The 24,722-nt window shown below is 62.3% G+C and carries 34 protein-coding genes; 24 read left to right on the forward strand and 10 right to left on the reverse strand.

Going from position 1 to position 24,722, the window contains the following annotated elements; genetic code table 11:
• Positions 1–312 precede the first annotated feature (312 nt).
• From AC0L3E_RS04935 to AC0L3E_RS04950, 4 genes are all read left to right on the forward strand, one after another.
• Complete coding sequence (locus tag AC0L3E_RS04935) at positions 313–1,839, forward strand: ABC-F family ATP-binding cassette domain-containing protein (protein ID WP_473604386.1); 1,527 nt, start codon at positions 313–315, stop codon at positions 1,837–1,839.
• A 79-nt stretch (positions 1,840–1,918) separates the two neighbouring features.
• Positions 1,919–2,197, forward strand: a complete 279-nt coding sequence (locus tag AC0L3E_RS04940) for a type II toxin-antitoxin system RelE/ParE family toxin (protein WP_127321180.1) — start codon at positions 1,919–1,921, stop codon at positions 2,195–2,197.
• 27 nt (positions 2,198–2,224) lie between these two features.
• The gene (locus AC0L3E_RS04945) at positions 2,225–2,533 is read left to right on the forward strand and encodes a HigA family addiction module antitoxin (protein WP_127268663.1); all 309 of its coding nucleotides are present in this window, start codon (positions 2,225–2,227) and stop codon (positions 2,531–2,533) included.
• A 135-nt stretch (positions 2,534–2,668) separates the two neighbouring features.
• Positions 2,669–2,827: a hypothetical protein gene (locus AC0L3E_RS04950; protein WP_127268662.1), complete on the forward strand. Its 159-nt coding sequence runs from the start codon at positions 2,669–2,671 to the stop codon at positions 2,825–2,827.
• 16 nt (positions 2,828–2,843) lie between these two features.
• On the opposite strand, the gene AC0L3E_RS04955 is transcribed toward AC0L3E_RS04950, so the two are convergent.
• Positions 2,844–3,458, reverse strand: coding sequence for a glutathione S-transferase family protein (locus AC0L3E_RS04955; RefSeq protein WP_127268661.1), 615 nt, complete (start codon positions 3,456–3,458; stop codon positions 2,844–2,846).
• Between the two features lie 238 nt (positions 3,459–3,696).
• Here AC0L3E_RS04955 and AC0L3E_RS04960 point away from each other — a divergent pair, with 238 nt between their 5' ends.
• Both AC0L3E_RS04960 and AC0L3E_RS04965 read left to right on the forward strand, forming a co-directional pair.
• A complete protein-coding gene (locus tag AC0L3E_RS04960) occupies positions 3,697–4,125 on the forward strand; it encodes a VOC family protein (RefSeq protein WP_127380604.1) in 429 nt (142 codons plus the stop codon).
• 75 nt (positions 4,126–4,200) lie between these two features.
• Positions 4,201–4,554 carry a DUF1428 domain-containing protein gene (locus tag AC0L3E_RS04965; protein ID WP_023809794.1) on the forward strand — a complete coding sequence of 118 codons (354 nt, stop codon included), beginning with the start codon at positions 4,201–4,203 and terminating at the stop codon, positions 4,552–4,554.
• Positions 4,555–4,697: 143 nt separating this feature from the next.
• Here the strand turns inward: AC0L3E_RS04965 and AC0L3E_RS04970 are convergent, their stop codons facing one another.
• A complete protein-coding gene (locus tag AC0L3E_RS04970) occupies positions 4,698–6,320 on the reverse strand; it encodes a tetratricopeptide repeat-containing sulfotransferase family protein (RefSeq protein WP_292631421.1) in 1,623 nt (540 codons plus the stop codon).
• A gap of 139 nt (positions 6,321–6,459) precedes the next feature.
• Here AC0L3E_RS04970 and AC0L3E_RS04975 point away from each other — a divergent pair, with 139 nt between their 5' ends.
• The 7 genes from AC0L3E_RS04975 (at position 6,460) to AC0L3E_RS05005 (ending at position 10,135) form a co-directional block, all read left to right on the forward strand.
• Positions 6,460–6,825 carry a hypothetical protein gene (locus tag AC0L3E_RS04975; RefSeq protein ID WP_352585798.1) on the forward strand — a complete coding sequence of 122 codons (366 nt, stop codon included), beginning with the start codon at positions 6,460–6,462 and terminating at the stop codon, positions 6,823–6,825.
• Between the two features lie 219 nt (positions 6,826–7,044).
• Positions 7,045–7,245, forward strand: coding sequence for a cold-shock protein (locus tag AC0L3E_RS04980; RefSeq protein WP_127326808.1), 201 nt, complete (start codon positions 7,045–7,047; stop codon positions 7,243–7,245).
• A gap of 144 nt (positions 7,246–7,389) precedes the next feature.
• Entirely contained in the window at positions 7,390–7,659 is a 270-nt protein-coding gene (locus AC0L3E_RS04985) for a hypothetical protein (RefSeq protein WP_127326807.1), read from the forward strand.
• Positions 7,656–7,937, forward strand: coding sequence for a hypothetical protein (locus tag AC0L3E_RS04990; protein WP_127323161.1), 282 nt, complete (start codon positions 7,656–7,658; stop codon positions 7,935–7,937). Before AC0L3E_RS04985 ends, AC0L3E_RS04990 begins: the two co-directional genes overlap by 4 nt.
• Positions 7,938–7,976: 39 nt before the next feature.
• On the forward strand, positions 7,977–8,114 hold the full coding sequence (locus tag AC0L3E_RS04995; protein WP_164482279.1) for a hypothetical protein: 138 nt from the start codon (positions 7,977–7,979) through the stop codon (positions 8,112–8,114).
• 99 nt (positions 8,115–8,213) lie between these two features.
• Positions 8,214–8,432, forward strand: a complete 219-nt coding sequence (locus AC0L3E_RS05000; protein WP_127270522.1) for a hypothetical protein — start codon at positions 8,214–8,216, stop codon at positions 8,430–8,432.
• A 149-nt stretch (positions 8,433–8,581) separates the two neighbouring features.
• Positions 8,582–10,135 carry an EAL domain-containing protein gene (locus tag AC0L3E_RS05005; protein WP_473604389.1) on the forward strand — a complete coding sequence of 518 codons (1,554 nt, stop codon included), beginning with the start codon at positions 8,582–8,584 and terminating at the stop codon, positions 10,133–10,135.
• A gap of 31 nt (positions 10,136–10,166) precedes the next feature.
• Here the strand turns inward: AC0L3E_RS05005 and AC0L3E_RS05010 are convergent, their stop codons facing one another.
• Both AC0L3E_RS05010 and AC0L3E_RS05015 read right to left on the reverse strand, forming a co-directional pair.
• Positions 10,167–10,601, reverse strand: coding sequence for a Kazal-type serine protease inhibitor domain-containing protein (locus AC0L3E_RS05010; protein ID WP_256747488.1), 435 nt, complete (start codon positions 10,599–10,601; stop codon positions 10,167–10,169).
• Positions 10,602–10,711: 110 nt separating this feature from the next.
• Positions 10,712–10,867 (reverse strand): hypothetical protein, encoded by a 156-nt coding sequence (locus tag AC0L3E_RS05015; protein WP_164748816.1) that lies wholly within the window; start codon positions 10,865–10,867, stop codon positions 10,712–10,714.
• Between the two features lie 225 nt (positions 10,868–11,092).
• On the opposite strand from AC0L3E_RS05015, the gene AC0L3E_RS05020 reads away from it, so the two are divergent.
• The 3 genes from AC0L3E_RS05020 (at position 11,093) to AC0L3E_RS05030 (ending at position 12,448) form a co-directional block, all read left to right on the forward strand.
• The gene (locus AC0L3E_RS05020) at positions 11,093–11,305 is read left to right on the forward strand and encodes a cold-shock protein (RefSeq protein ID WP_006202520.1); all 213 of its coding nucleotides are present in this window, start codon (positions 11,093–11,095) and stop codon (positions 11,303–11,305) included.
• Between the two features lie 321 nt (positions 11,306–11,626).
• The gene (locus tag AC0L3E_RS05025; protein ID WP_013530020.1) at positions 11,627–11,839 is read left to right on the forward strand and encodes a cold-shock protein; all 213 of its coding nucleotides are present in this window, start codon (positions 11,627–11,629) and stop codon (positions 11,837–11,839) included.
• Positions 11,840–12,016: 177 nt separating this feature from the next.
• On the forward strand, positions 12,017–12,448 hold the full coding sequence (locus AC0L3E_RS05030; RefSeq protein ID WP_127268420.1) for a BA14K family protein: 432 nt from the start codon (positions 12,017–12,019) through the stop codon (positions 12,446–12,448).
• A gap of 226 nt (positions 12,449–12,674) precedes the next feature.
• Here the strand turns inward: AC0L3E_RS05030 and AC0L3E_RS05035 are convergent, their stop codons facing one another.
• The 3 genes from AC0L3E_RS05035 to AC0L3E_RS05045 all read right to left on the reverse strand — a co-directional run bounded on the left by AC0L3E_RS05035 (position 12,675) and on the right by AC0L3E_RS05045 (position 14,807).
• Positions 12,675–13,313, reverse strand: coding sequence for an MBL fold metallo-hydrolase (locus tag AC0L3E_RS05035; RefSeq protein ID WP_127268419.1), 639 nt, complete (start codon positions 13,311–13,313; stop codon positions 12,675–12,677).
• A gap of 137 nt (positions 13,314–13,450) precedes the next feature.
• Positions 13,451–13,768: a hypothetical protein gene (locus tag AC0L3E_RS05040; protein ID WP_023809804.1), complete on the reverse strand. Its 318-nt coding sequence runs from the start codon at positions 13,766–13,768 to the stop codon at positions 13,451–13,453.
• A gap of 145 nt (positions 13,769–13,913) precedes the next feature.
• Positions 13,914–14,807 (reverse strand): branched-chain amino acid aminotransferase, encoded by an 894-nt coding sequence (locus tag AC0L3E_RS05045; protein ID WP_473604390.1) that lies wholly within the window; start codon positions 14,805–14,807, stop codon positions 13,914–13,916.
• Positions 14,808–15,053: 246 nt separating this feature from the next.
• Here AC0L3E_RS05045 and AC0L3E_RS05050 point away from each other — a divergent pair, with 246 nt between their 5' ends.
• The 4 genes from AC0L3E_RS05050 to AC0L3E_RS05065 all read left to right on the forward strand — a co-directional run bounded on the left by AC0L3E_RS05050 (position 15,054) and on the right by AC0L3E_RS05065 (position 19,000).
• Positions 15,054–15,587, forward strand: a complete 534-nt coding sequence (locus tag AC0L3E_RS05050) for a MarR family winged helix-turn-helix transcriptional regulator (RefSeq protein ID WP_027039379.1) — start codon at positions 15,054–15,056, stop codon at positions 15,585–15,587.
• Complete coding sequence (locus AC0L3E_RS05055) at positions 15,574–16,293, forward strand: response regulator (RefSeq protein WP_013530014.1); 720 nt, start codon at positions 15,574–15,576, stop codon at positions 16,291–16,293. Before AC0L3E_RS05050 ends, AC0L3E_RS05055 begins: the two co-directional genes overlap by 14 nt.
• A 49-nt stretch (positions 16,294–16,342) precedes the next feature.
• Positions 16,343–17,758 carry an ATP-binding protein gene (locus AC0L3E_RS05060; protein WP_127268417.1) on the forward strand — a complete coding sequence of 472 codons (1,416 nt, stop codon included), beginning with the start codon at positions 16,343–16,345 and terminating at the stop codon, positions 17,756–17,758.
• Positions 17,759–17,977: 219 nt separating this feature from the next.
• Positions 17,978–19,000 (forward strand): glycosyltransferase family 4 protein, encoded by a 1,023-nt coding sequence (locus AC0L3E_RS05065; RefSeq protein ID WP_127326801.1) that lies wholly within the window; start codon positions 17,978–17,980, stop codon positions 18,998–19,000.
• Here AC0L3E_RS05065 and AC0L3E_RS05070 read toward each other — a convergent pair.
• The 3 genes from AC0L3E_RS05070 to AC0L3E_RS05080 form a co-directional block, all read right to left on the reverse strand.
• A complete protein-coding gene (locus AC0L3E_RS05070) occupies positions 18,997–19,356 on the reverse strand; it encodes a tRNA-binding protein (RefSeq protein WP_127261686.1) in 360 nt (119 codons plus the stop codon). The two genes, AC0L3E_RS05065 and AC0L3E_RS05070, sit on opposite strands and share 4 nt — an antisense overlap.
• 27 nt (positions 19,357–19,383) lie before the next feature.
• Complete coding sequence (locus tag AC0L3E_RS05075; protein ID WP_013893499.1) at positions 19,384–19,884, reverse strand: type III secretion system chaperone family protein; 501 nt, start codon at positions 19,882–19,884, stop codon at positions 19,384–19,386.
• Positions 19,885–20,230: 346 nt separating this feature from the next.
• Entirely contained in the window at positions 20,231–20,533 is a 303-nt protein-coding gene (locus tag AC0L3E_RS05080) for an accessory factor UbiK family protein (RefSeq protein ID WP_013530008.1), read from the reverse strand.
• Between the two features lie 168 nt (positions 20,534–20,701).
• Between AC0L3E_RS05080 and lgt the strand changes: the two genes are divergently transcribed.
• From lgt to AC0L3E_RS05100, 4 genes are all read left to right on the forward strand, one after another.
• Positions 20,702–21,547, forward strand: coding sequence for a prolipoprotein diacylglyceryl transferase (gene lgt / locus AC0L3E_RS05085; protein WP_473604391.1), 846 nt, complete (start codon positions 20,702–20,704; stop codon positions 21,545–21,547).
• Positions 21,548–21,552: 5 nt separating this feature from the next.
• Positions 21,553–22,641 (forward strand): class I SAM-dependent methyltransferase, encoded by a 1,089-nt coding sequence (locus tag AC0L3E_RS05090; RefSeq protein WP_128308958.1) that lies wholly within the window; start codon positions 21,553–21,555, stop codon positions 22,639–22,641.
• A 107-nt stretch (positions 22,642–22,748) separates the two neighbouring features.
• Positions 22,749–23,543 (forward strand): peptidoglycan editing factor PgeF, encoded by a 795-nt coding sequence (gene pgeF, locus AC0L3E_RS05095; protein WP_127270538.1) that lies wholly within the window; start codon positions 22,749–22,751, stop codon positions 23,541–23,543.
• The gene (locus AC0L3E_RS05100) at positions 23,543–24,694 is read left to right on the forward strand and encodes a M24 family metallopeptidase (RefSeq protein ID WP_473604392.1); all 1,152 of its coding nucleotides are present in this window, start codon (positions 23,543–23,545) and stop codon (positions 24,692–24,694) included. The genes pgeF and AC0L3E_RS05100 overlap by 1 nt, the downstream gene beginning before the upstream one ends.
• Positions 24,695–24,722: the final 28 nt, after the last annotated feature.

A 24,722-nucleotide genomic window follows, 5' to 3' on the forward strand; every position in this document is an offset into this window, starting at 1 on the left:
GGCAGCTTCACCGCATCGCTCCCTCCTGGGCCGCCCCCTTGCCACCAGCCTCGCCTTTGGTGTAATCGCTCCGCACACTCGAACGTCTCGAAAGGAGGGCTCACGTGTTTACGTTTCATCGTCACCATCGTCAGCGTGGCCCGATTTCTGCCCTGCGAGCTTGCTTGCAGGGCTGACCAGGGACGGTCCGGGTTTTTCCCGCTTCGATTTTTTGGTCTGCCCTTCGTGGTGTTGCAACGCCGAGCCTGATGGCCAGCACGCGCACCGTCAAAGTGGACCGGAGATGTCTCCGGCAAGACCAGAGAAATCAAAATGGCCCTGATCAGCCTCAAATCCCTCGGCGTCACCATGAGTGCGCCGCTGTTTGCCAATCTCGACCTCACCATCGGCTCCGGCGACCGGCTCGGCATTGTCGCCGCCAATGGCCGCGGCAAGTCGACCTTGCTGAAATGCCTGACCGGCGAGATGGAGCCGACCTCCGGTGACATCACCCGCACGCGCGGCCTGCGCGTCGGTCATGTCGAGCAATCCATTGCCCCGGCCCTTCTCAGCCGCAGCTTCCATCAGGTCGTGGCCGACGCCTTGCCGCCCGAGCAGGCTGAAAGCGAGTTGTGGCGCGTCGACGTGGTTCTCGATTCACTCGACGTGCCGGAGCCGATGCGCGAGCGGCCAATGCAGGCGCTGAGCGGCGGTTGGCAGAGACTGGCGCTGATCGCCCGCGCCTGGGTGACAGATCCGGACGTGCTGCTGCTCGACGAGCCGACCAACCATCTCGACCTTGCTCGCATCAGCCAGTTGGAAACCTGGCTCAACGCATTGCCGCGTGAGGTGCCGGTCGTCATTGCCAGCCACGACCGCGCCTTTCTCGACGCCGCCACCAACCGGACGCTGTTCCTGCGACCGGAACAGTCGCCCGTGTTTGCCTTGCCCTATTCCCGCGCAAGGCGGGCGCTCGACGAGGTCGACGCCTCGACCGAGCGCAAGTTCCAGCGCGACATGAAGGTGGCGCAGCAATTGCGCCGGCAGGCGGCCAAGCTCAACAATATCGGCATCAATTCAGGCAGCGACCTGCTGACGGTCAAGACCAAGCAACTCAGCCAGCGGGCCGAAAAACTGGAGGAAGCGGCGAACCCGGCGCATCGCGAGAAGTCGGCCGGCGCCATCAAACTGGCCAATCGCGGCACCCATGCCAAAGTGCTGATCACGCTCGACGACGCGGCTGTCGAAACACCCGACGGCACGCTGCTGTTTCGAACCGGCAAGCGCCATATCTGCCAAGGCGACCGCATCGTGCTGCTCGGCCGCAATGGCGTCGGCAAGTCGCGCTTCGTCACCTTGATCCGCAATGCCATTGTCGAACCGGACACGGTGCGGAATGTGAAGGTGACGCCGTCGACCGTGCTCGGCTACAGCGATCAGGCGCTATCCGGCATCAGCGGCGACGACACGCCGCTGGCGCTGGTCTCACGCCGTTACGATGTCGGCGAGCAGCGCGCACGGTCGTTGCTGGCCGGCGCCGGCGTTGTCATCGAGATGCAGGAGAAAAAGATCGGCGTGCTGTCCGGCGGCCAGAAGGCACGGCTGATGATGCTGGCGCTGAGGCTCGCCGATCCCAACTTCTATCTGCTCGACGAGCCGACCAACCATCTCGACATCGACGGCCAGGAAGCGCTGGAAGCGGAACTGCTGGCACATCAGGCAAGCTGCGTGCTCGCCTCGCACGACCGCTCCTTCATCCGCGCCATCGGCAACCGCTTTTGGCTGATCGACAAACGAAAGCTGACCGAAGTCGAGGACCCCGAGGAGTTCTTCCGCTCAGTGGCCGAAACGGCAGGATGAGGCCAACGGAGGTCGACTGGCATGTAAATTATTTGCTTACAGACCTTGTTTTTTGTAAGCAATCTGTTTACATATATCGATGATCAAGTCCTTCAAGAACAAGGCGCTGTCGGACCTCTTTCAAACTGGAAAGACCGGCAAGATCGACGCCAAGATGCACAAGCGCATTCTTGTCCGGCTTGACCGCCTGGAAGCTTCGGAGAAGCCGGAGGAAATGAACCTTCCCGGCTTCGATTTCCACCCGCTGAAAGGCTTCGATCCAATCCGCTACATGGTCCACGTCAACGGTCCGTGGTGCATCACATTCGAGTTCGACGGCAAGGACGCTGCCCGCGTCGATTTCGAGCAATATCACTGAGGCGGCCAGACTGGAGAAGTTCGACTTATGACCGTGCACGAGCCGACGCGTCCTATTGAGCGTTGTCCCTCCCACCCGGGAGCGCTGCTTGAGGACATTATCCCGGCAACTGGAAAGACCAAGGTGGAAATTGCAAATCTGCTCGGGATCTCCCGGCAGCAGCTCTATGACATCATCCGCGAAAAGAAGCCGGTTTCGCCGGCTGTGGCCGCTCGTCTTGGCAAGTTGTTCGGCGACGGAGCCGCGATCTGGCTTCGAATGCAGGCGGCTTTCGATGCCTGGCACGCAGAGCGTGAAGTTGATGTTTCAGCGATCCCTACGCTCAGGGTTGCGTAGGTCCGCACGGCAGCATTCGGACAGACCATCAGACGCCGCGATAAAAAATCTCGACGGTCTGTCGGATAGCCTCAGCCCATCGCGTCCTTGGGATGCCGACACGATGATGCCGGCGCCAACCCAGGGAGAATTATCATGTCGGTTCTTTCATCCATCGGTCGCGTCGCAACCCGGTATGCGGCAGCGCGCGCTCGTCACCGCAGCGAGCGCATCCTGCTTTCGCTGCCGGCCTCGCTGCGCAAGGATATCGGCTTTCCGGACGTCTTCGACGCGCAGAACGGCCGCCGCCCCTGACCTCGCGAGGCGCCAGTCAGTCATGCGTATCACCTGAAAGCGGTGTCGCCTGCATCGATACGCGTTTTTCGAAAGCCTCGAACCAGTGCGTCAGCCGCGCCCGCGAGCGAAAAGGCGGCAGGTGGCGGAACGCCATCCAGGACAGCGTGGTGGCCAAGGCGATGTGGCCGACATGGAGCGGTGCCTCGTCGTCCAGCGCGCTTTCGATCCAGTCGTAGCTCGCCTCGATCTTTTCCCGGTATCCGTCGGCGAGAGCACCATAGCGCAGCTTTTCGGGTCTCCTTTCTGTCTCCCAGCGCAAAGCGATGCCTGTCTGCGCGAGGCCCTGGGCGACCGACTGAAGCCGCAACGCCTGCCAGCGCGCCTCGCCGTCCTGCGGCAGCAGCTTGCGGCCGTCATGCAGTGTGTCGAGATAGGCGCAGATGACATCGGAATCGAAGATCGGCGACGCATTTGGCCGCAACAGCACCGGCACCTTGCCAAGCGGATTTTCGGCGTAGACATCGGCGTTGCGCAAGGTGGGACTGGTCTCATGATGGATGACCTCCAGCCGATCGGCAATGCCAACCTCATGGGCGAAGACAAGCGCCTTGCGCGCGAAGGGTGAGTGGGTCTGATAGTAGAGGATCATTGTCGTCCCGGGGTTGAAGAGGCGTTCGCGTGATCCATCTGTTCTAGCCTGCGAGCCGAGAGAATTGCGCTCTGATTGGGCGCCGCCGACGCAAGTTCGTTTCACGCCTCTCGCTCGAGCCCGCGGCTGTCCGGGATTATCAAGGGCCGACCGCCAAAAAAATTTCGCCGCCATGTAGGATCGCCGCCGTCCGATCCGTCCTATGGCTCGCAAGGCCAAACGCAAAGAGGAACAACAAATGACTGATCAGACCCCCGTTCAGCCCGCGGCCAAAGTGCTCGGCGGATTGACCCCTTATCTGCAGCTGGATGGCGCCTTAAAGGCTGCCGAATTCTACAAGAAGGCCTTCGGCGCGGAGCAGGTCTTTGCCTACCCGGCGGACGAAAAAGGCCGCACCATGCACATTCACCTCCACATCAATGGCTCGACCCTCATGCTCTCCGATTTCTATCCGGAAAACGGAATGCCCGCCATCAAGCCGCAGGGTTACACCATGCAGCTTCACCTCGGCAGCGACGACATCGAAGCCTGGTGGAAGCGCGCCGTCGATGCCGGCTGCGAAGTCGCCGTGCCGCTCCAAGTCATGTTCTGGGGCGATCAGTGGGGCAATATGCGCGACCCGTTCGGGGTCGAATGGGCGATGAACGCGCCGGTGAAGAAAGCCTGATCTGCCGCCGATGGCCCGAGCCCCTCACCGGCCGGCGCCGGTGAGGCCCTGTGAACTTCCAGGAGGAGATCCAAAATGTCCTATGTCGATGGTTTCGTACTTGCCGTATCCAAGGCAAAACTCGATGACTACAAGAAGCTGGCCAACCTCGCAGGGCCTATCTGGAGGGAACATGGCGCGCTCGCCTATGTCGAATGCATCGGCGACGACGTGCCCTATGGCGAGGTCACGTCCTTCCCGCGTGCCGTGCAGGCCAAGGACGACGAGATCGTCGTCTTCGCCTGGGCCGTCTATGAGTCGCGGGAGAGCCGCGATGCCGTCATGGCCAAGGTGATGGCAGATCCCCGCTTGAAGGCCGATTGGGCGGACATGCCGTTCGACGGCAAGCGCATGATCTTCGGTGGCTTCAAGCCATTCATTGAGCTTTGAGCAGCCGGTAGCAGATTAGAAGAAGCCTCTCAGCTTCGTCATCCTAGGCGAAGCAGGAGCGAAGCTCCGTCGCGAAGACCCTAGGATGACGACGCGGGTGCTTAGGCCATCGCTAAGGCCACGATCAGCTAGATAGCGTTGCGCTAATCCAGCTTGTCGAGCAGCGGCTTCAGCCGGTCTCCATAGCGCTTCCACAGATCGACCGACCCTTGATACATCGGCTGGCGCACCTGTGCGGCTGAAGCCGTGCGAACCGGTCGGTCGGTCTCGTGGAACGATAGAGCCGCGTCGTCCCAGGGCAGGCCGAGATGAGCGATCAATGCCCGCGTCTGTCCTTCCTGGTCGGCGACAAAATCCTCGTAGCGTACATCATGCACGACGCCCGGCAGCACCGTGTGCCAATGTTTCATGATGTCGGTGTAGAGATTGTGGAAGTCGGCGAGCTCGCCGAGATCGTAGCCATAGCGATGGCTGTCGCCGCGGAAATGCACTTTGTAGATCGACAGGCAGGTGGCCGCTGCATCGCGCGCGCAGTGGATGATCCTGGCCTTCGGCATCATCATGTGGATGAAGCCGACAAGCAGGAAGTTGCCTGGCATTTTGTCGGTGACGTGACGCATGTTCGGATAGCGGGCATGCAGCATGTCGAGATAGGCTTGCCCTGCCTCGGCAAAATCCGCATCGCCCATATCCGATACGCCCCATGGGAAGCCACCCGGCATGGTCGCCGGGAACTGCTTGCCGACCGCCTTCTTCAAGATGCTGAGCTCGCCTGCGCCATAGACCTGCGGATGGCTGGCAATGATCTGCTCGACCAGCGTCGTGCCCGAACGCGGCATGCCGACGATGAAGATCGGCGTATCGTCGCTGATTGAGCTGGGCCTGTGCTTCTCGAAGAAGCCGGCATCGAAGGTGGCCTTCATCGCCTCGAATTCGGCCCGCGTCCTGGCCTGGTCGTAGTTGATGCCTTTGCGGCGGATCGCATTGCCTTCGGCGAAATAGTCGAAGGCCCGGCCATAATCCCTGAGATCGTCATTCGCCTTGCCGAGTCCGAAGGACAGCTGCATGCGTGCCAGGCTGTCCTGCGGCGCTTTGGCATGCTGGGCTTCCATGCCCCCAAGCTCGCTGTCGCGCTCCTTCTGGCGCTTGACCTGCGTCAGCATCAGCCAGGCTGTGGCCATGGCGGGGTTGATCGCCAACGCCTGCCGGAACAGGTCGGCCGCCTCGTCGAGCTTGCCCTTTTCCATCAGCCCGACGCCGAGCCCGTGCAGCAGGTCGGCATCCTTGGGACGTATCGCCAGCGCTTCGCGGAAGACGGCGAGCGCCTCATCCAGCCGCCCGGCTTCCTGCAGGGTTTCGGCAAGCCCGATGCGGGCGCGCACGTGAAATGGGTTGCGTGCAACCGTGCCGCGATAAATCTCTTCGGCCTCTTCGAACTGGCCGACCTGCTTCAGCGATGAGCCGAGATTGTCGCGCGCCGCGAGCTGGTCCGGCCGCAGATCCACCGCACCGCGGAAGAAATCGATGGCCGCAGCAGGGCGGCCGAGGTCGCGCATCACCGTACCGAAATTGTTGAGGAAATCGGGATTCGTCGGCTGCAGGCTCACCGACCGTTCGATGAGATCCAGCCCTTCTTCGCTGCGCCCGGTCTGGTGCAGCAGCAGTCCCAGGAAATGCGCCGCGGCCGCATGCTTGGGCTGACGCGCCAGCACCTGCCGGTAGATCGTCTCAGCCTCTTGCCGGCGCCCCGCCTGATGCAGTTGCAACGCCTGCTGCACATACTGGTCGAGGCCCAGCGGCGGCTGTCCGCCTGCGCCAGACCTGGCTCCCGCACCCGCCGCTCGTCTTTGATCTCTGTTGATGGGAAACCTGCCGTGTTTTATCCGCCTGTGGCGATCTAGGCCATTGGCGCGCCAGGTTCAAGGCTTCGCTTGCTGTCTCGTCCTTTCGTCGGTGCGGAAAGATCAAATCAGGCGATTGGTCTCGGCAACCTGCCTGGCACGCCGAACCGTTCCATCGGTGTCGGCGATCCTTCGCTTTGCCGCCTCGTCACTTCTGACAGTCAGCCGCGGCGACAGGACAACCATCGGCTTTGCCATTACCGGCTTTGCGACCGGCGTGATCGTTGCGGGGGTGCCTGTTGGCGTCTTTACGGACATCTCGAGGTCTCCTTCTTCAACTCACAAGAAAAATGAAAATACCGGGAGAATTATTCCCGCTAAGCTTCAAACAGTTTTTGAATTGTACGAATTTGTATCATCATTTTTCTGATAGTTACAGCGCGCAATTTTTTGAATGAAGCCCATTTTTATTTTAAAACGCCTTGATTAAATTACAACAAAGACCTATCTGTGCAGGATCGCTTTGGGCCAGAATTGGCATCTCGCGGCGTCAGAGGTTCTCGGCCCGCCAATCTCATTCCAAATCATCGATACCGGGCGCGCGGCATATTCGCTCCGCGCGACCATTCTCTTTCTTCGAAAGACCGACATGAACACCGGAACCGTGAAGTTCTACAATGGTCAGACCGGCTTCATTCAGCCGACCGATGGCGGCAAGGACGTCTTTGTCCATGTCAGCGCACTGGAGCGCGCCGGCTTCCCCGGCCTCGCCGAAGGCCAGAAGCTGCAGTTCGAGTTGGAGCGTGACACCAAGGGCCGCGAGTCGGCCGCCAATTTGCAATTGATCTGATCCGGCCGAATTCGATGAACGCTGACCACGGATGTACTGGCAGCTCTCGAAAGAGGCTTATTTCCAGCGACTGCCGGAAATAGGAAAGCGGGGCTCGTCCCCGCTTTTTTGTTTTCAGGACCGCTGCTTTGCATAGGTAAGACAATGCCGGACCGCACCACCCACTCCATCGCGCACTTCACCGCACCTTTCGTGCTCGGCGGACTGGAAGGGCAGCTGCCTGCCGGCGACTACGACATCGACCACGACGAAGAGCTGATCGAGGGCATGTCGCGGCTTGCCTGGCGCCGCGTCGCCACTTTCATCCATCTGCCGGCAAGGGCAGCGAAAAGCCCGCCCACCAGCCAGCTTGTCGCCATCGATTACCTCGAACTCGAAACAGCGCTGAAGCGCGACAGGGAGAATGCAGCATGATCCGTTTCCAGCAGAATGCGCGCCCGCGCACCGACACGCCCGCGCACCAGTTTGCAATCGGTCAGACCGTGCGCATGAAGAGCCGCACCGGCCTCGTCCAGAAGACCGCCGAACTGTTCCAGATCAAGAGCAGGCTGCCGGTCAAGGATGGTTCGCCGCAATACCGCATCCGCAGCGAGCAGGAGACCTATGAGCGGGTCACCACCGAAGACAATCTCGAACCGGCAGATCCGGTTGTTGCCGACAACCCCGTTGTTGCCAGCAACCCGCTCGTCTGAGACCCCACCGCCAAGCCAACACTGAAGCAGGAGCACGACATGTCCAAAGGTCAACAGCGTAGCAACCGCGAGACACGCAAGCCGAAGAAGGACAAGGTCGTGGCAAAGCCCGCCTCCCCGTTCGGTTCGTCGGTCAAGCAGGCGGAGAGCAGCTTGAAGCCGAAGTCGAAAGGCTGACAAACTGGAGGGCGCGCCTCGTGCGCCCTTTCCGTCGTCCTCTGTGAGGTGGCGAATTGACTGGACAGGCCTGCGCAATGCTCTACCACGGAGGCGCGCTTGAATTTCGTCATCGAGTTCTACCGGTTGCGCGACGCCGACGAAGCCACTCTCGACAAGGTATCGCTGGAGGCGCCGAACCTGCGCGCCGCGCTGCAGGACGCCACCGCGCTGTTCCACACGCTGGCGATGCCGCAAATCCCCGATCGCCTGCGCATCTGCGACGACAGTGGCAGCGAGCTCTATGCCGGCCCGGCCGACGGCGCCTATCCGGTTTAGAGCAGCGGTGCTGCCCCACGACTCCATTAAAGTTCACGTAAGATCGAGGCCCTAATATCCGCCTGAACCGGACCGCTGCCGCGATTGGTGGCCGAGACGTTGCGGGCGACCACCCACGATCGCCGCTCATACCCGAAAGCAGGAGGCGCATGGACAGGTCGCGCATCATCGTGACGGCGGTGGTGTTGGCCATGCTGGGCGCCATCTTGCCAATCGCAGCTATGTTTCATCTCGCTTGGATTCAGGCCGTCCAAAAGGAACATGGGCGGCTGCAGCTGTTCGCCAGCCGCGCCATCGCCAGGGCCGACATCTCGCTCAACGATGCGACCGCCGCCTTGCGGCAGATCGACCAGTTCACCGGCATCCGCTGTTCGGCGGACCATATAGCCCGTATGCGGCAACTCACCATCAACACGCGCCCGATCGAAGAAATGGGCTATTTCGAAAACGGCCTGCTCAAATGCTCTTCCTGGGGACCAACCGAAGGGCGCGTTGCGCAATCCACCCCTGACTTCACCACCAGGGACAGCATTGCCGTCACCGCCCGCATGCAGCCGGTGATGAGCGATGACCATTTTCTGATGGCGCTGCGATACAGGGATCACAACGTCCTTGTCGATCCGGTACGCTTTGTCGACGTCATCGTCGATCCTGGTGTCCAGCTCGCCTTGACGACGCAAACGGGCATCCTGCTTGGCGCATTGAACGGCCCGAATCCTGCTCGTATCGAGAAGATCATCGCCGGTCCCGGCGAAGGCATCGATGACGATCTCTTGTTTGCCACGGCGCGCGGGACGGACTGGATTGCTGTCGCCACCGAACCGACAAGCCAGATCCTGGGCAGCGTTCGCAAGCAGCAATTCATGCTGCTCCCGCTCGGCGCCTTCATGGCTGCCTTCATCATCGGCGTGGTTGTGTGGCTGTCACGAAGGCGGCTTTCGCCCTTGGGAGAATTGCAGATCGCCGTGCGCAAGCACGAATTCATCGTCCACTATCAGCCGATCGTCGAACTCAGGACCGGCAATTGCATCGGCGCGGAAGCGCTGGTGCGCTGGAAGCGGCCGAATGGCTCCCTGGTCCGGCCCGATCTTTTCATTCCGCTGGCGGAAGAGAGCGGCCTGATCACGGCGATCACCGATCAGGTCATTGCGATGGTTGTGTTCGACCTGAACAGGCTCCTGGTCGCCGATCGCTCGCTTCACATCGCCATCAATCTCAGCGCAACCGATGTCGGCACCGCGCGGGTCCTGCCTATTATCGAGAAAGCATTGCAGCACACCGGGATCCAGCCGCAGCAAATCTGGCTTGAGGCGACCGAACGCGGCTTCGTCGATATCAACTCGGCGCGTTCGACGCTCATTCGTGCCCGCGAACTGGGGCACGCAGTGGCAATCGACGACTTCGGCACCGGTTATTCCAGCCTGTCCTATCTCGAGGGGCTGCCGCTCGATGCGCTCAAGATCGACAAATCGTTCATCGATACGATCAGCACGAATTCCGCCACCAGTTCCGTCACCCCGCATATCATCGACATGGCCAAGACACTGAAGCTGAAGATCGTTGCCGAGGGCGTGGAAACGCAGGCGCAGGCCGACTATCTCGCCGAGCGCGACGTCGACTACGGCCAGGGCTGGCTTTTCGCCAGACCCATGCCTGCGTCCGAGTTCATCGCCTACTGTCGCCAGGTGGAGCCGACGGCTTGACGCCTGTCGTCCTCAACAAGGCGCAGCGTTCTCAGCACGGCCCGTCGCCAACGACGCGATAGTCCGCGGCGCGGGCTTCGCAGGAATTGGGGAAGGTGCGCATCTCGCCATGCCGGCGGCCGCAGACCGGAGCATATTCGCGGGTGCAGAACGTCTGCTCTTCACCGCCACCGCCACCGCCACCGCCACCGCCCCCGCCACCGCCGCTATCGCGGCACGGACCGTCGCGCACGATGCGGTAGCCAGCCCGGTCGGCAAGACAGGAATTGGCGAAGGTCTGGCGGTCGCCGCCGCGCCGGGCACAGACCGGCTCGTACTGCTTGCTGCAATATTGCGGCTCGGGCCGTGGCGGACGCGGGCGTGGCCCTGGTCCCTCATCGACGACAACGGTGCAGGCGGCAAGAATTGCCGACAGCAACAAGATGACAAAACCCTGCCGCGAAAAGATTGCCGCCAGAAATTTCATGATGATCTCCCACGATCGGTCCCCGGTTACCGATCCTCGCCATTCCCTTGCCAAATGCAACCCCCGTTTGAGCTCGGCAACCGACAACGGCGCCTGGACCGCAAGGGAGGTCAGCGCGCCGCGATGTCTGGCCCATTCGTGGCCCGGCTCTGGCCGATGACCCGGCCGGCAAGCAAGCCTATGCCGAGCCCATCGATGCTCAGGTCAGTCGATTGATGCGTCGGGATGCGCCAGTACGGCGGCCCGCGGCGGTATCTTGCAACCATCACGTTTCCGTGCGATAAATTCCGTGTTCGGGCATTTGCGACCCGGAGAGCGGAACGTTTTGGACGACCTTTCCCCGATACTGTGAATCTCTGACGGCCCCGTTTTCGGCGGGGGGTTTGACCATGCGCCAATGCATGACTGCCGAAGCAACCACCGGGAACTGCCCTTTGCGCCAGGCGGCGGGCGGGACCACCAAAGACTGAACGGGTGAAGGAGTTTCCCCAATGGCCCAGACCGGCACCGTTAAATTCTTCAACGCGACCAAAGGCTTCGGTTTCATCACGCCCGATGGTGGCGCCAAGGATGTGTTCGTCCATATCTCCGCGATCGAAGCCTCCGGCTTGCGCACGCTCGTCGACGGCCAGAAGGTCACCTTCGACGTCGAGCCGGACCGCATGGGCAAGGGCCCCAAGGCCGTCAACCTCCGCGCAGCCTGAGCCATCGGCGCGCCGCATGTCACTCGGACGTGCGACGGAGGCTCCATGCCTGCACCTGGCCTGGAGAGGGATCTGAATTTTTGAAAGGCGCGGCGATCTTCGTCGCGCCTTTTCCTTATCGAAGGCGCGGGCCGGTGATGTCGCCCAAGCCGCCAGGTTCTGGGCAACGACTTGCATAAAAACAAAGACCCAAAGCGTGCCGCAACGTGCTTTAGACGCCCGCAAAACTTTCTCTTGCCGATGACGCTAAAATAAAGGACAAATTTCCACTCGGGCATTTGCCGGCCCGAGACTGGAGTTTATGGGACAAAGGAGCTTCCCATGCCGCAGACCGGCACCGTCAAATTCTTCAACCATGCCAAGGGCTTCGGCTTCATCACGCCCGATGATGGCGCGAAGGATGTTTTCGTCCATATTTCAGCCGTGCAGGCGTCCGGCCTTCCCGGCCTGGAGGATGGCCAGAAAGTGTCGTTCGACACCGAGCCGGACAAGCGCGGCAAGGGACCCAAGGCCGTCAACCTGTCGGTCGGCTGAGCCGGCCTGGACCGGCGATGGTTTTCGCTCCCTGGAGGGCGTGTGACCTTTGACGCCTGTTTTGAATAAATTCGTCGAAATCCGTTCAGCCCCCGTTCAGCCACGGTTGCATATTAGTCTTTGGTAAAGCCGGACCGCATCCCCGAAACTACACGGGCCGGCACGAAGGAGACCGAGATGAACCGAATTTTCAAGACCGCCGTCCTGGCCGCTGCCGTGGTCGCCACCACGCTTTCGGCCTTGCCCGCCGCCAACGCACGTGATTGGCGCCGTCATCATGGCCATCATGGCAACGGCGATGCCATTGCCGCCGGCGTGCTCGGCCTCGCGGCCGGTGCGCTGATCGGCGGCGCATTGGCCAATGACCGCCCGCCGCCCGACGCTGACCGCTACTACGATGACGGTTACTACGATCGTGACGTGGTGGTGCGCCCGGCCCCGGTCCGCCGCTACTATGCGGAGCCGCGGGTGGTCTACGCTGATCGTTATGCCGAGCCGTGGACGCGTGATTGGTACGAATACTGCTCGGACCGCTACCGCACCTTCAATTCCCGCACCGGCACGTTCACCGGCAATGACGGCGAACAGCATTTCTGCACGGCGAACTAAACCAGGGCCTCCCTGCCCCAACAGAAAAGCGCTGACCGCAAGGCCAGCGCTTTTCTGTTTGGAGCATCACAGGATTGGGGCAGGCGAATATCGGCACGCCCTACAGCAATTCCAGGAAAAGTGTGAAACGGTTTCCCGGGAAAAGCGCGAAGCGTTTTCCCTTGGGAATTGAGTCAGAACAAAGGGTTAGAGCGGCCCCGCCCTTTCCGTGAAATAGTGAATTGCCCTAAACGAGAAACGGATTGGTCCGCCTCTCCTCGCCAAAACGTCCGCCGGGACCGTGGCCGCAGATGAAGCCGATGTCGTCGCCGAGCGGCAGGAGCTTGTCCTTGATCGAAGCGATCAGTGCAGCATGGTCGCCACCCGGCAGGTCGGTGCGGCCGACCGAGCCGCGGAACAGCACGTCGCCGACATGGGCGAACTTGGCCGCGCGGTTGTAGTAGACGACGTGACCTGGTGCATGGCCGGGGCAGTGCAGCACCTCGAACACATGGCCGCCGAACGACACGGTCTCGCCTTCGGACAGGAACCGGTCGGGCACGCAGTTGCGCGCTCCGGCGATGCCGTAGCGCTTGCCCTGGTTTTCCAGATTGTCGAGCAGCGACTTGTCGGCCTCATGCGGACCGATGATCTCGACGCCGAGCGCCTCCTTCAACTCCATTGCGCCGCCGGCATGGTCGATGTGGCCATGCGTTATCCAGATCGCCCCGGCTGAGATCGCATTGTCCTTCAGCACCGCCAGCACCTTGTCGATATCGCCGCCAGGATCGACGACGACGCCATGCTTGTCATCCATGTCGAACAGGATGGTGCAATTCTGCTGGAACGGTGTGACCGGCACGATGCCGGCATTGAGCTGACCCATGATCGTCCTTTCGATGTTCACGGGTGATGTAGAGGCGCGGATAAAGGGCGTCCACCCTCGAAAGGCGAACATCGGTAGCTCCGAAAACGGAAATGGGCGGCCGAAGCCGCCCATTTGAAAAGACCGAAACGGCCCGCCTACTTCTTCATGGCGCCCATGACCGCGCCGAGAATGGCGGTCAGGATCGCGCCGCCGCCGGCGCCGCCGACGATGTTCTGCAGGTTCAGCGCGCTGCCGAGACCGCTCGTTGCTGCTGCCGCAGCCGCCGGATCGACCGCACCGCCACCCAGCAGGCTGCCGAGGATCGCCGCACCGCCGACGCCGCCAATGGCGCCGCCCAGGATTTTGGGAAGCTGACCCATCGCCGCCGTCTTGAGCGCCGCACCGACCGCCTGACCACCGATGACGCCAGTAATCACCTGTATGATGATCGGAAGAAGCGTGTTCATGTCCATATGATTAGTCCCTCCATAGCTGTCAGCCTCCCGGGCCGACACCATCATGAGACGCCGAATTGGACGAAAGTCAAATGCAGAAACGCTGAAATAAAAGGGGCGGCCCGAAAACCGCCCCTACTTCCTAAAAAAGCTGTGACTTTCGTTATTCTGCGGCGATCGCGTGCTTGGGCTGAACGGCCGCAGAATAGTCATTCATAAGATTCTTGGCTATTTCGCCGACCTCGAATCGGTAAGGTCCGATCTCCGAAACCGGAGTCACTTCCGCTGCCGTCCCGGTCAGGAAGCACTGCTCGAAGCTTTCCAGCTCTTCCGGCAGGATGGCGCGTTCGATCACCTCCAGGCCGCGATCCTTGGCCAGCCCAATGACCGTGCGGCGGGTGATCCCGTCGAGGAAGCAGTCGGGCTTGGGTGTGTGGATCTTGCCCTCCTTGACGAAGAAGATGTTGGCTCCGGTCGCTTCGGCGACCTGGCCACGCCAATCGAGCATCATGGCGTCGGCATAGCCCTTGGCCTCGGCGGCATGCTTGGACATGGTGCAGATCATATAGAGCCCGGCGGCCTTCGATTTGGAAGGCGCCGTGCGCGGGTCGGGCCGGCGCCATTCCGCCACATCGAGACGGATGCCTTTCAGCTTCTGCGCAGGATCGAAATAGCTCGGCCATTGCCAAATTGCGATGGCACAGTTGATGCGGTTGTTCTGCGCCGAGACGCCCATCTGCTCACTGCCGCGCCAGGCGATCGGCCGGACATAGGCGTCCTGGAAACCCTGCTTCTTGAGAAGCGTGGAAGAGGCGTCGTTGAGTTCGGCTACCGAATAGGGGATCTTGAAACCGAGCAGGCGTGCCGATTCATGCAGGCGCTCGGTGTGTTCGTTGAGCTTGAATATCTCGCCGCCATAGGCGCGCTCTCCCTCGAAAACAGCGCTGGCGTAATGCAGCCCGTGCGTCAGCACATGGATCTTGGCGTCACCCCATTGGACGAATTCGCCGTTCATCCAGATGAAGCCATCGAGTTGATCGAAGGGAACGGATGCCATGTTAACCTCCCACGGGCGGCAGCCCGGATAGTTTTATCGTTGTGTGTTTCGTGTCGGCCGCCCAAAGCGGCTTTTGTGGTGGAGCGTAGGCGGATAATTGCGCTCTGGCAAACTCAGGAAGTTCCGGAAAAACCGGCTTCCCTTGCCTTTTCGTTCGCAATCCGCCCAAAAGCTTGTCAAAAATTACCATTGCAGGGAAATTACGTCAATAGTACTGACATAATCTCTCTTTCCCACGGAGAAATAATGACGGATCGAAGCCCAGCCGCCGGAAAACCGATCAGGACCGCGATGTCGGTCGAGGACGGCATCGACTTCGCCATCATTGAGCTGCTCTTCTTTGCCTATCGCGACTTCACCTCCGATCCGGACCAGATCCTGGCCGATTACGGCTTCGGCCGGGCCCACCACCGGGTGCTGCATTTCGTCAACCGCAGGCCGGGCCTGACGGTCGCCGAACTGCTCGACGTGCTGAAGATCACCAAGCAGAGCCTGGCCCGTGTGCTCAAGCAGTTGATCGACACCGACCATGTCGTGCAGTTGCAAGGTCCGCGCGACCGCCGACAGCGCGAACTTTATCCGACCGCCAAGGGCCGTGCGCTGGCGCTGGCGCTGGCGCGGCCACAGTCGCGCCGCATCCATGCTGCATTGGGGGATTCCGGAGTAACCGAACGGACCTTGGTGGAACGGTTCCTCGAAGCGATGGTCAATCCGGAACTGAGGGCGCAGATCGACGTTGGGTCCGCAAAAATGTCAGGGAAAAGCCATGGAGAGCACTGAACGGGTCGATCACGCGGCCGCGCCGGACGACGACGCGCCGCATCTGCTTGTCGTCGACGACGACACCCGCATCCGCAATCTTCTCAAGCAGTATCTGACCGAAAACGGCTTTCGCGTCACCGTCGCCGGCAATGCCGGCGAAGCCAGGCGCAAGCTTGCCGGCCTCGACTTCGACCTTCTGGTGCTGGACGTCATGATGCCGGGTGAAACGGGCGTCGACCTGACCAAGTCGCTGCGAGCCGAAAAGAACGTACCGATCCTGATGCTGACGGCCTTGTCGGAGACCGACAGCCGCATCTCAGGGCTTGAGGCCGGCGCCGACGACTACCTGCCGAAGCCGTTCGATCCGCGCGAGCTGATCCTGCGCATCAACAACATCCTTCGCCGTGGTGGCCCGGCGACCACGCCCAAGGTCGAGCAGTTGGTCTTCGGCCCCTACACCTTCCAGATCGCCCGGCGCGAGTTGAAGCGTGGCGGCGAGGCGCTGAAGCTGACCGACCGCGAGCAGGAGATCCTGGCGATCTTCGCGGCAAGGGCCGGCGAGACGATACCCCGCCACGAGCTTGTCGGTGACGATTCGGAGGTCGGCGAGCGCACCATCGACGTCCAGATCAACCGGCTGCGCCGCAAGATCGAGCGCGATCCGTCCAACCCGGTCTGGCTGCAGACCGTGCGCGGTATTGGGTATCGGCTCAGCGTGGAATAGAATGCCGCCTGCGGCCTGCTGAGCGGCTGCGGGCAAGCGAAATGAGCGAATGGCAACCACGGAACTGGAACAGCCGGGCAATGGCGGCTTGAGCGTACGCGCCGCGCGGACGCTGAAGGCGGTGCCGCGCGCCTGGAACCGCTTCTGGCGCCTCGTCTCGCTGTATATGCCCAAGCGGCTCTATGCCCGCTCGCTGATCATCGTCATCGCGCCGATGATCCTGCTGCAATCGGTCGTCGCCTTCGTCTTCATGGAACGTCATTGGGCAACCGTGACGCAGCGCCTGTCGCAGGCCACCGTGCGCGACATCGCCGCCATCATCGACCTGATCGAAACCTATCCGCGCGATGCCGACTACACCAACATCATACGCATCGCCCAGGACCGCATGCAGTTGAAGGTCGACCTCTTGCCGCCCGACCCGCTGCCCGCGCCTGGCCCAAAACCGTTTTTCTCGATTTTGGATGATGTTCTCTCGTCGGAGATCACCCGCCAGATTAACCGCCCGTTCTGGATCGACACGGTCGGCAACTCCAACATCGTCGAGGTGCGCGTGCAGCTCGAGGGCAAGGTGCTGCGCGTCTTCGTGCGCCGCAGCCAGGCCTATGCCTCCAACACCCACATCTTCCTGATCTGGATGGTCGGCACCTCGCTGGTGCTCCTGATGATCGCCATTCCCTTCCTGCGCAACCAGATCCGGCCGATCCTGATGCTTGCCGAAGCCGCCGAAAGTTTCGGCAAGGGCCGGCCGATGCCGCGTGACTTCCGGCCGCGCGGCGCCGAGGAGGTTCGCCGCGCCGGCTTTGCCTTCATGCAGATGCGCGAACGCATCGAGCGCCAGATCGAGCAGCGCACCGCCATGCTGACCGGCGTCAGTCATGACCTGCGAACCATCCTCACCCGCTTCAAGCTGCAGTTGGCGCTTTCCGGCGGCAAGGCCGAGACCAAGGCCGCGCTCGACCAGGACATCGACGACATGCAGTCGATGCTCGAAGGCTATCTCGCCTTTGCCCGTGGCGAGGCTTCGGAAGACGCCGGACGGTTCGATCTCGAGGCCTATTTCGAAAAGCTCGGCGAGGAAGCCAGGCTGCGCAAGCGCAAGCTGTCGACGACGCTTGCCGGAGACCCCGATGTGCATGTGCGGCCGAACGCCTTTGCCCGATTGATGTCCAACGTCATCGGCAACGCCTTCCGCTATGCCAAGACGGTGGAAGTCAACGCCACCCATGGCCGCGGCTCGCTGCTGGTCACCATCGACGACGATGGTCCGGGCATTCCCGCCGACCGGCGCGAAGACGTCTTCAAACCCTTCGTGCGGCTCGACGAAGCCCGCAACCTCGATGCCAGCGGCACCGGGCTCGGCCTGTCGATCGCCCGCGACATCGCCCGTTCCCATGGCGGCGACATCACCCTTGAAGACAGCCCGCTCGGCGGACTGCGCGCTATCATCAAGGTTCCCGCATAACCGGCACGATACCGAAAGTGGAAACAGGCTTCATCCGCCCGTCATGAAACCATGATCAAGAACGCGCATGAAGCGCGCGACCTCAATTGATTCGACCTTGCCGCCTCACTTCGACCCCGTGCCCGTCCGGGTGCGCTGGAGCGAAGCGAGAGCAGCGGTCTGGTCGCCGTTCCGGCATCGTCTCAAGGCAACCGTCGACCTTTCCTGCAAAGGGCCGCCATGCGCATATTGATGGTCACCGATGCCTGGCGGCCGCAGGTTAACGGCGTTGTCCACACGCTGGAGCGACTCACCGAGACGCTGAAATCTTTCGATGTCGCCGTGGATTTCCTGACGCCGAACATCTTTCGCACCCTGCCCTTGCCGACCTATCCCGACATCAGGCTGGCGCTGACCACGCCCGGCCATGTCGCGCGCCTGATCGACGCAGGCAAGGCCGACCACATCCACATCGTCACCGAAGGGCCGCTCGGCATCATGGCGCGGCGCTATTGCCGCAATGCCGGCCGGCCGTTCACCACCAGCTATCACACGCGCTTCCCCGAATATCTCAGCGCACGGCTGCCGGTGCCGGAAAGCTGGGCCTATCGCTGGCTGCGCGATTTCCACAATTCCGGCCAAGGCACGCTGGTCGCCACCCAGTCGCTCGCAGACGACCTCTCGGCGCGCGGCTTCACCAAGCTGCGGCCGTGGACGCGCGGCGTCGATACCGATCATTTCCGGCCCGACAAGAAGAAGGATCTCGGCTTCCCGGGCCCGGTCTTCCTCTGCGTCGGCCGCGTCGCCATCGAAAAGAACCTCTCCGCCTTCCTCGACCTCGACCTGCCGGGCAGCAAGGTGATCGTCGGCGAAGGCCCCGAGCTTGCCAGGCTGAAGGCAAAATATCCGCAAGCGCATTTCCTCGGCCATCGCCCCAACGACGAACTGGCCGAGATCTATGCCTCGGCCGATGTCTTCGTCTTCCCGAGCCGCACCGACACGTTCGGCAACGTCATCATCGAGGCATTGGCCAGCGGCACGCCGGTTGCCGCCTATCCGGTGACCGGGCCGATCGACATTGTCGGCGACGGCTTTGGCGGCGCGGTCTCCAACGATCTGCGCGAGGCCTCGCTTGCCGCGCTCAATGTAGACCGTGCCGAAGCACGCGAACGCGCCATGCGCTACAGCTGGAAGGCTTGTGCAGAGATGTTCCTCGACACGGTCGAGGAAGCGCTGGGAACGACGCGCAAGCTGGCGGCCTAAAACAACCTGCCGCCATCCGGCACCTTGCGCTCGATCGCGCCGAGCACCACCGCGCCCTCTTCGTCGGGAAAGCCGAGCGTCAGCACTTCCGACATGAATGGACCGATCTGGCGCGGCGGGAAATTGACCACCGCGAACACCTGCCGGCCGATCAGCGTCTCCGGTGTATAATATTTGGTGATCTGCGCCGACGATTTCTTGATGCCGATGCCGGCGCCGAAATCGATCTTCAGCTTGAATGCGGGCTTGCGCGCCTCGGGAAACGGCTCGGCCTCGACGATCGTGCCGGCGCGGATGTCGACACGATCGAAATCGGCAAAACTGATCTCGGGCTTGCGCTCGCTGTTCGAACTCATCTTGGTTCTTGTCTGCCTTGCGGGGACTCAGGCGTTGCCGTAGGTCTCGAACAGCACGCCGGCCAGGGCGTCCTTGGCCGAGGTTCCCGACCAGACAACGAACTGGAACGCCTGGAAATAGCATTCGCAGGCTTCCAGCGCCGACGACAGCAACACTTCGACCTGCTGGCTCGACGGCTCGACCCCGCCGGCCAGCAGCAGCGACTGGCGGAACATGATCGCGCCCTCCTGCTCCCAGAGGTCGAAATGGCCAAACAGCATCTGCTCGTTGATCAGCGACAAGAGCCGCATCACTTCCAGCGCGCGGGTCTCCGGCACCTTGATGTCGAAGGCGCAGGCCAGGTGCAGCGCCTCGAAATCCTCCATCCACGAGAAGGAGACGTGATAGTCGGTCCAGCTTCCGGCAACCGAGATCGAAATCTCGTCGTCGCCGGCCCGCTCAAAGGACCAGTCGTTGTTGTGGGCCACCTGCTCGATAACATCCACCGGATGGATTTCGCGGGAGAATTCGAGTTCGAGAAGTTCCATGGAATGCTTCCTGTCGTTCTGTACGAGCGCCGCCACACGCTCCGCGGGAGGGCACACACAACGAACAATCTTGTCTAGAACTCGGACGGCCAGGACTTTCTTCGCGCAAAAGACTACCTTCTCGACGCAAAGACCCCAGACCGGACCCCACCGCCCGGTCGCATGACCCTGCTCCGAATCATGCAACAAATTCAGTCTATTGATCGGGAGTCGCGTGAACAGCCCAATTTTTCGCACTGCGTCATTCGCATGTGGAAAGCCGCTGTCACAAAGATTCATGCAATGCCGTTAAGCGATTCACGGCAAAGCGCTTTTCAGGATCGGGCTATGTGGAAAAGTTTAACGATTATTTTTTTGTGCGCGGCTTGGCCGCCGTCGCTGGTGTGGCGTCGCCGGCTAGTTCGGCAAGCTTCGCCTCGAGCGCCTCGATGCGGGCGGCAAGGCGAGTGTTTTCTTCCCGCGCCTTGGCGGCCATCTCGCGCGCGGCTTCGAACTCTTCGCGCTGCACCACGTCCATGGTGTTGAGAATGCGTTCGGCCTGCCCCTTGAAGGCCGTCTCCACCTCCCGGCGCACGCCCTGGGCGGCGCCGGCGGCGTCGGTCATCAGCTTGGCGAATTCATCGAGAATGCGGTTCGGTCCGGTCGACATGGCAAATCCTCGCGCTTGCACAAATTGACGTAGTGGCGCTGCGCGTCGAATGCAAGCATGTTGCGCCGCGCTGCGGCATCAAGTCGAGGGCGCCCACCTTGCCTTGACCCTGCCAAAACCCTGCCGCATGGTCCGCGCGCAAACGCGTTTCGCAATGAGAGTTCCCCGTTGAACGAATATTTCCTGCTGCCGCTGGCCTCCTTGCCCTTCCCCAACATCAACCCGATCCTCATCCAGATCGGGCCGCTGGCGGTGCACTGGTATGGCGTCGGCTATATCGTCGGCATCCTGTTTGCCTGGTGGTACGCCAAGCGGCTCGCCGCCAATGCCAGGCTGTGGCCGAACGGCGTCCTGCCGATGAAGCCGGAGGATCTCGACGACTTCATCGTCTGGGCGGCCATCGGCGTCGTGCTCGGCGGCCGCACCGGCTATGTGCTGTTCTATGATCTGCCACGCTACATCGCCCACCCGCTCGATATCTTGGCGGTCTGGCAAGGCGGTATGTCGTTCCATGGCGGCCTGCTTGGCGTCATCCTCGCCATGACGCTGTTTTCCATCAAGCGCGGCATCCGCACCTGGTCGCTGTTTGACGTCGTGGCGGCCGGCGTGCCGGTCGGCCTTGGCCTGGTGCGCGTCGCCAACTTCATCAACTCCGAGCTGTGGGGGCGCCCAACCGACGTGCCCTGGGCTTTCGAATTCCCCAATGGCGGGCCGTTTGCCCGTCACCCGAGCCAGCTCTACGAGGCGCTTCTCGAAGGCGTGGTGCTGTTCCTCGTGCTGCGCATTCTCACCCATTCGCGCCTCAAGCTGAAGACGCCGCGCTTCGTCGGCGGCGCCTTCATCTGCGGCTACGGCCTGTCGCGCATTTTTGTCGAGTTCTTCCGCGAGCCCGACCAGCAGCTCGGCTATCTCCTCGGCACCAACTGGCTGACCATGGGCATGATCCTGTCGACGCCGATGGTGCTGGCCGGCATCTGGGCGATGCTGACCGCCAAGCCGGTGACGCAGCCGTAGCCGGCATGACACGGCTGAAGACCCGCATCGTCGACCTGATCGAGGCCCTGGGGCCGATACCGATCAACGAATACATGGCGATGTGCCTGTTCGACCCGGCGGACGGCTACTACACGACGCGCGAGCCTTTTGGTGCGGCCGGTGACTTCATCACCGCGCCGGAGATCAGCCAAATGTTCGGCGAATTGGTCGCCGTGTGGATGTACCAGGCGTGGCAGGCGAGCGGCCGGCCGCTGCCGGCCACCATCGCCGAGATCGGCCCCGGCCGCGGCACGCTGATGAAGGACATGCTGCGTACGCTGTCGCGGCTCGATCCTGATCTGGCCAGCGGCGCCACCTTCGCCATGATCGAGACCAGCCCGCGCCTGACCGAGGTGCAAAAGCAGACGCTTGGCGCCACACCCTTCGCGGTTGGCTGGCATGAAACCATCGAGACCTTGCCGCAGCAACCGCTGTTCATCGTCGGCAACGAACTGTTCGACGCCGTGCCCATCCGCCAGTTCCTCCGCGCCGGCGCCGGCTGGCGCGAGCGCGTGGTCGGCCTCGACGAGACCAACGACCTTTGCTTCTTCGCCGGCGCCGGCTCGGTCGACCCGACGCTGCTGCCCGCCGATGCCACCCAAGCGCCGCAAGGTTCGATCGCCGAAGTGGCGCCTGCCCGCACCGCGCTCATGGCAACGATCGCCGAGCGCATATCCAGGCATGGCGGCGCTGGCCTGTTTCTCGACTATGGCCATCTCCAGCCGGGTGTCGGGGACACGCTGCAGGCCTTGCGCAGCCACGATCACGAAGATGTGCTGGCCAATCCCGGTGAGGCCGACCTCACCTCCCATGTCGATTTCGCCGCCCTGGCCGCGATCGTGCGTGCACATCGCCTCGAAGCCCATCTGACGACACAGGGCGACTTCCTGCTCGGCATGGGCATCCTCGAGCGCGCCGGCCGGCTTGGCGCCGATGCCGGCCAGGCGGCGCGCGAAAGGATCGCCGGCGACGTCGAGCGCCTCGCAGGGCCGCAAGCCATGGGCGAGCTGTTCAAGGTGCTTGCGGTACTGCCTCGCGGCGTGGCGGTTCGGCCCTTCGCCGGGGCGGATTGACTTTTTACCGCCGCCCCTCCCAATCTCTCGTCCGCGCTTTGCAGCGCCTGTTCTCGACCAAGCACCTTCTTCTTGACGAAACCGCCCACACGGACAACAACGCCCGCATGCTGAATCAGACCAAACCGGATCCCGTTCGGTCGCCGCTGCTGGACAAGGCGCAGGCACAAGGCATCCGCCACGGCTATTTCACCCGCATCGGCGGTGTCTCCGGCGGCATCTACCAGGGCCTCAACATCGGCACCGGATCGAATGACGACCAGGCGCTGGTCGCAGAGAACCGCGGCCGCGTCGCCGCCTGGATGGGCGTGCCGGCGAACCATCTGTTGACCGCCTGGCAAATCCATTCGCCCGACGTCATCATCGCCAGGGAGCCCTTTGCCGGCGAGCGGCCCAAGGCAGACGCCATCGTCACCGACCGGCCGGGCATCGCCATCGGCGCCTCGACCGCCGATTGCGGTCCCGTGCTGTTCGCGGATGCTGAGGCGCGCATCATCGGCGCCGCGCATGCCGGCTGGAAAGGCGCGTTCACCGGCGTGCTCGAAAACACCATCCTGGCGATGGAAAGCCTCGGCGCCCGGCGCCAAAACATCATCGCCGTGCTAGGCCCCTCCATCGGCCCTGATAACTACGAGGTCGGCCCGGAATTCGTCGCCCGCTTTGTCGAAGCCGATGCCGAAAATATCCTCTATTTCGCGCCGTCCGCCAATGCCGGCCATGCCATGTTCGACCTCAACCGCTACACGGTTGACCGGCTGGCCGAGGCCGGCGTGACGGCTGAAGGCCTCGACCGCTGCACTTACGCCGAGGAAGGCCTGTTCTACTCCTACCGGCGCACCACGCATCGCAAGGAGCCCGATTACGGCCGGCAGGTTTCGGCAATCGTCTTGGAGAGGGAATAATGGCGCTGCATTTTGAACGATCTGAATTTGACGCGCGGCGCGACCGGCTGATCATCGAGATGGCCGAAAAAAAGCTTGATGCCATCCTGCTGTTCGCGCAGGAAAGCATGTACTGGCTGACCGGCTACGACACGTTCGGCTTCTGCTTCTTCCAGTGCCTGGTGGTGAAGGCCGACGGTTCGATGGTGCTGCTGACCCGCTCGGCCGACCTGCGCCAGGCGCGTCAGACCTCGATTATCGACAACATCGTCTTGTGGACGGACCGTAATGGCGCCAATCCGGCGGTAGACCTGCGCAATCTGCTCAACGAACTCGACCTGCTCGGAGCCCGCATCGGTGTCGAATACGACACCCATGGCCTGACCGCGTTCAATGGCCGACGGCTCGACGAACAGTTGCAGACCTTCGGCCAGATCGCCGATGCGTCCGGCATTGTCGGCCGCCTGCGCCTGTTCAAGAGCCCGGCCGAAATCGCCAAGGCCGAGAAGGCCGCCAAACTTTCCGATGATGCGCTCGACGCGGCGCTGCCGCGGATCAAGCAAGGTGGCGACGAAGCCCTGATCCTGGCCGCCATGCAGGGTGCGATCTTTGCCGGCGGCGGCGACTATCCGGCCAACGAATTCATCATCGGCTCCGGCGTCGATGCGCTGCTGTGCCGCTACAAGGCCGGCCGCCGCAAGCTCACCAAAAATGACCAGCTGACGCTCGAATGGGCCGGCGTCTTCAACCACTACCACGCACCGATGATGCGCACGGTGCTGACCGGCAAGGTGTCGAAGCGCCATCAGGAACTGTTCGACGCCGCCCGCGCGGCACTCCTGGCTGTCGAAAAGGCGATGACGCCGGGCAACAGCTTCGGCGACGTCTTCGATGCGCATGCCCGCACCATGGAGGCGCACGGCCTGACCAAGCACCGGCTGAACGCCTGCGGCTATTCGGTCGGCGCCCGCTTCACTCCGTCCTGGATGGACATGCCGATGTTCTACCAGGGCAATCCCGAACCGATCGCGCCCAGTATGACGCTGTTCGCCCATATGATCATCATGGACTCCGATACCGAGACGGCGATGACGCTTGGCCGCACCTACCTGACCACCGAATCCCAGCCCAAGCCGCTGTCCCGCCATGATCTCGACTTGATCGTACAGTGAATCCACAATGGGAGGCGTTCTTCGCCAA

The sequence above is a fragment of the Mesorhizobium sp. WSM4822 genome, from assembly GCF_055811155.1.

Bases quoted from the DNA above. Each gene is read 5' to 3' on its own strand.
- AC0L3E_RS05045 (WP_473604390.1), bottom strand. From the start codon at position 14,807: ATGGCATCCGTTCCCTTCGATCAACTCGATGGCTTCATCTGGATGAAC.
- AC0L3E_RS05050 (WP_027039379.1), top strand. From the start codon at position 15,054: ATGACGGATCGAAGCCCAGCCGCCGGAAAACCGATCAGGACCGCGATG.
- AC0L3E_RS05005 (WP_473604389.1), top strand. From the start codon at position 8,582: ATGGACAGGTCGCGCATCATCGTGACGGCGGTGGTGTTGGCCATGCTG.
- AC0L3E_RS05030 (WP_127268420.1), top strand. From the start codon at position 12,017: ATGAACCGAATTTTCAAGACCGCCGTCCTGGCCGCTGCCGTGGTCGCC.
- AC0L3E_RS05025 (WP_013530020.1), top strand. From the start codon at position 11,627: ATGCCGCAGACCGGCACCGTCAAATTCTTCAACCATGCCAAGGGCTTC.
- AC0L3E_RS05020 (WP_006202520.1), top strand. From the start codon at position 11,093: ATGGCCCAGACCGGCACCGTTAAATTCTTCAACGCGACCAAAGGCTTC.
- AC0L3E_RS04955 (WP_127268661.1), bottom strand. From the start codon at position 3,458: ATGATCCTCTACTATCAGACCCACTCACCCTTCGCGCGCAAGGCGCTT.
- AC0L3E_RS04940 (WP_127321180.1), top strand. From the start codon at position 1,919: ATGATCAAGTCCTTCAAGAACAAGGCGCTGTCGGACCTCTTTCAAACT.
- AC0L3E_RS05065 (WP_127326801.1), top strand. From the start codon at position 17,978: ATGCGCATATTGATGGTCACCGATGCCTGGCGGCCGCAGGTTAACGGC.
- AC0L3E_RS05040 (WP_023809804.1), bottom strand. From the start codon at position 13,768: ATGGACATGAACACGCTTCTTCCGATCATCATACAGGTGATTACTGGC.
- AC0L3E_RS05035 (WP_127268419.1), bottom strand. From the start codon at position 13,313: ATGGGTCAGCTCAATGCCGGCATCGTGCCGGTCACACCGTTCCAGCAG.
- AC0L3E_RS05100 (WP_473604392.1), top strand. From the start codon at position 23,543: ATGGCGCTGCATTTTGAACGATCTGAATTTGACGCGCGGCGCGACCGG.
- AC0L3E_RS04980 (WP_127326808.1), top strand. From the start codon at position 7,045: ATGAACACCGGAACCGTGAAGTTCTACAATGGTCAGACCGGCTTCATT.
- AC0L3E_RS04945 (WP_127268663.1), top strand. From the start codon at position 2,225: ATGACCGTGCACGAGCCGACGCGTCCTATTGAGCGTTGTCCCTCCCAC.
- AC0L3E_RS05070 (WP_127261686.1), bottom strand. From the start codon at position 19,356: ATGAGTTCGAACAGCGAGCGCAAGCCCGAGATCAGTTTTGCCGATTTC.
- AC0L3E_RS04985 (WP_127326807.1), top strand. From the start codon at position 7,390: ATGCCGGACCGCACCACCCACTCCATCGCGCACTTCACCGCACCTTTC.
- AC0L3E_RS05075 (WP_013893499.1), bottom strand. From the start codon at position 19,884: ATGGAACTTCTCGAACTCGAATTCTCCCGCGAAATCCATCCGGTGGAT.
- AC0L3E_RS04965 (WP_023809794.1), top strand. From the start codon at position 4,201: ATGTCCTATGTCGATGGTTTCGTACTTGCCGTATCCAAGGCAAAACTC.
- pgeF (WP_127270538.1), top strand. From the start codon at position 22,749: ATGCTGAATCAGACCAAACCGGATCCCGTTCGGTCGCCGCTGCTGGAC.
- AC0L3E_RS04950 (WP_127268662.1), top strand. From the start codon at position 2,669: ATGTCGGTTCTTTCATCCATCGGTCGCGTCGCAACCCGGTATGCGGCA.
- AC0L3E_RS05060 (WP_127268417.1), top strand. From the start codon at position 16,343: ATGGCAACCACGGAACTGGAACAGCCGGGCAATGGCGGCTTGAGCGTA.
- AC0L3E_RS05010 (WP_256747488.1), bottom strand. From the start codon at position 10,601: ATGAAATTTCTGGCGGCAATCTTTTCGCGGCAGGGTTTTGTCATCTTG.
- AC0L3E_RS05080 (WP_013530008.1), bottom strand. From the start codon at position 20,533: ATGTCGACCGGACCGAACCGCATTCTCGATGAATTCGCCAAGCTGATG.
- AC0L3E_RS04935 (WP_473604386.1), top strand. From the start codon at position 313: ATGGCCCTGATCAGCCTCAAATCCCTCGGCGTCACCATGAGTGCGCCG.
- AC0L3E_RS04995 (WP_164482279.1), top strand. From the start codon at position 7,977: ATGTCCAAAGGTCAACAGCGTAGCAACCGCGAGACACGCAAGCCGAAG.
- AC0L3E_RS05090 (WP_128308958.1), top strand. From the start codon at position 21,553: ATGACACGGCTGAAGACCCGCATCGTCGACCTGATCGAGGCCCTGGGG.
- AC0L3E_RS04960 (WP_127380604.1), top strand. From the start codon at position 3,697: ATGACTGATCAGACCCCCGTTCAGCCCGCGGCCAAAGTGCTCGGCGGA.
- AC0L3E_RS04990 (WP_127323161.1), top strand. From the start codon at position 7,656: ATGATCCGTTTCCAGCAGAATGCGCGCCCGCGCACCGACACGCCCGCG.
- AC0L3E_RS05055 (WP_013530014.1), top strand. From the start codon at position 15,574: ATGGAGAGCACTGAACGGGTCGATCACGCGGCCGCGCCGGACGACGAC.
- AC0L3E_RS05015 (WP_164748816.1), bottom strand. From the start codon at position 10,867: ATGGTTGCAAGATACCGCCGCGGGCCGCCGTACTGGCGCATCCCGACG.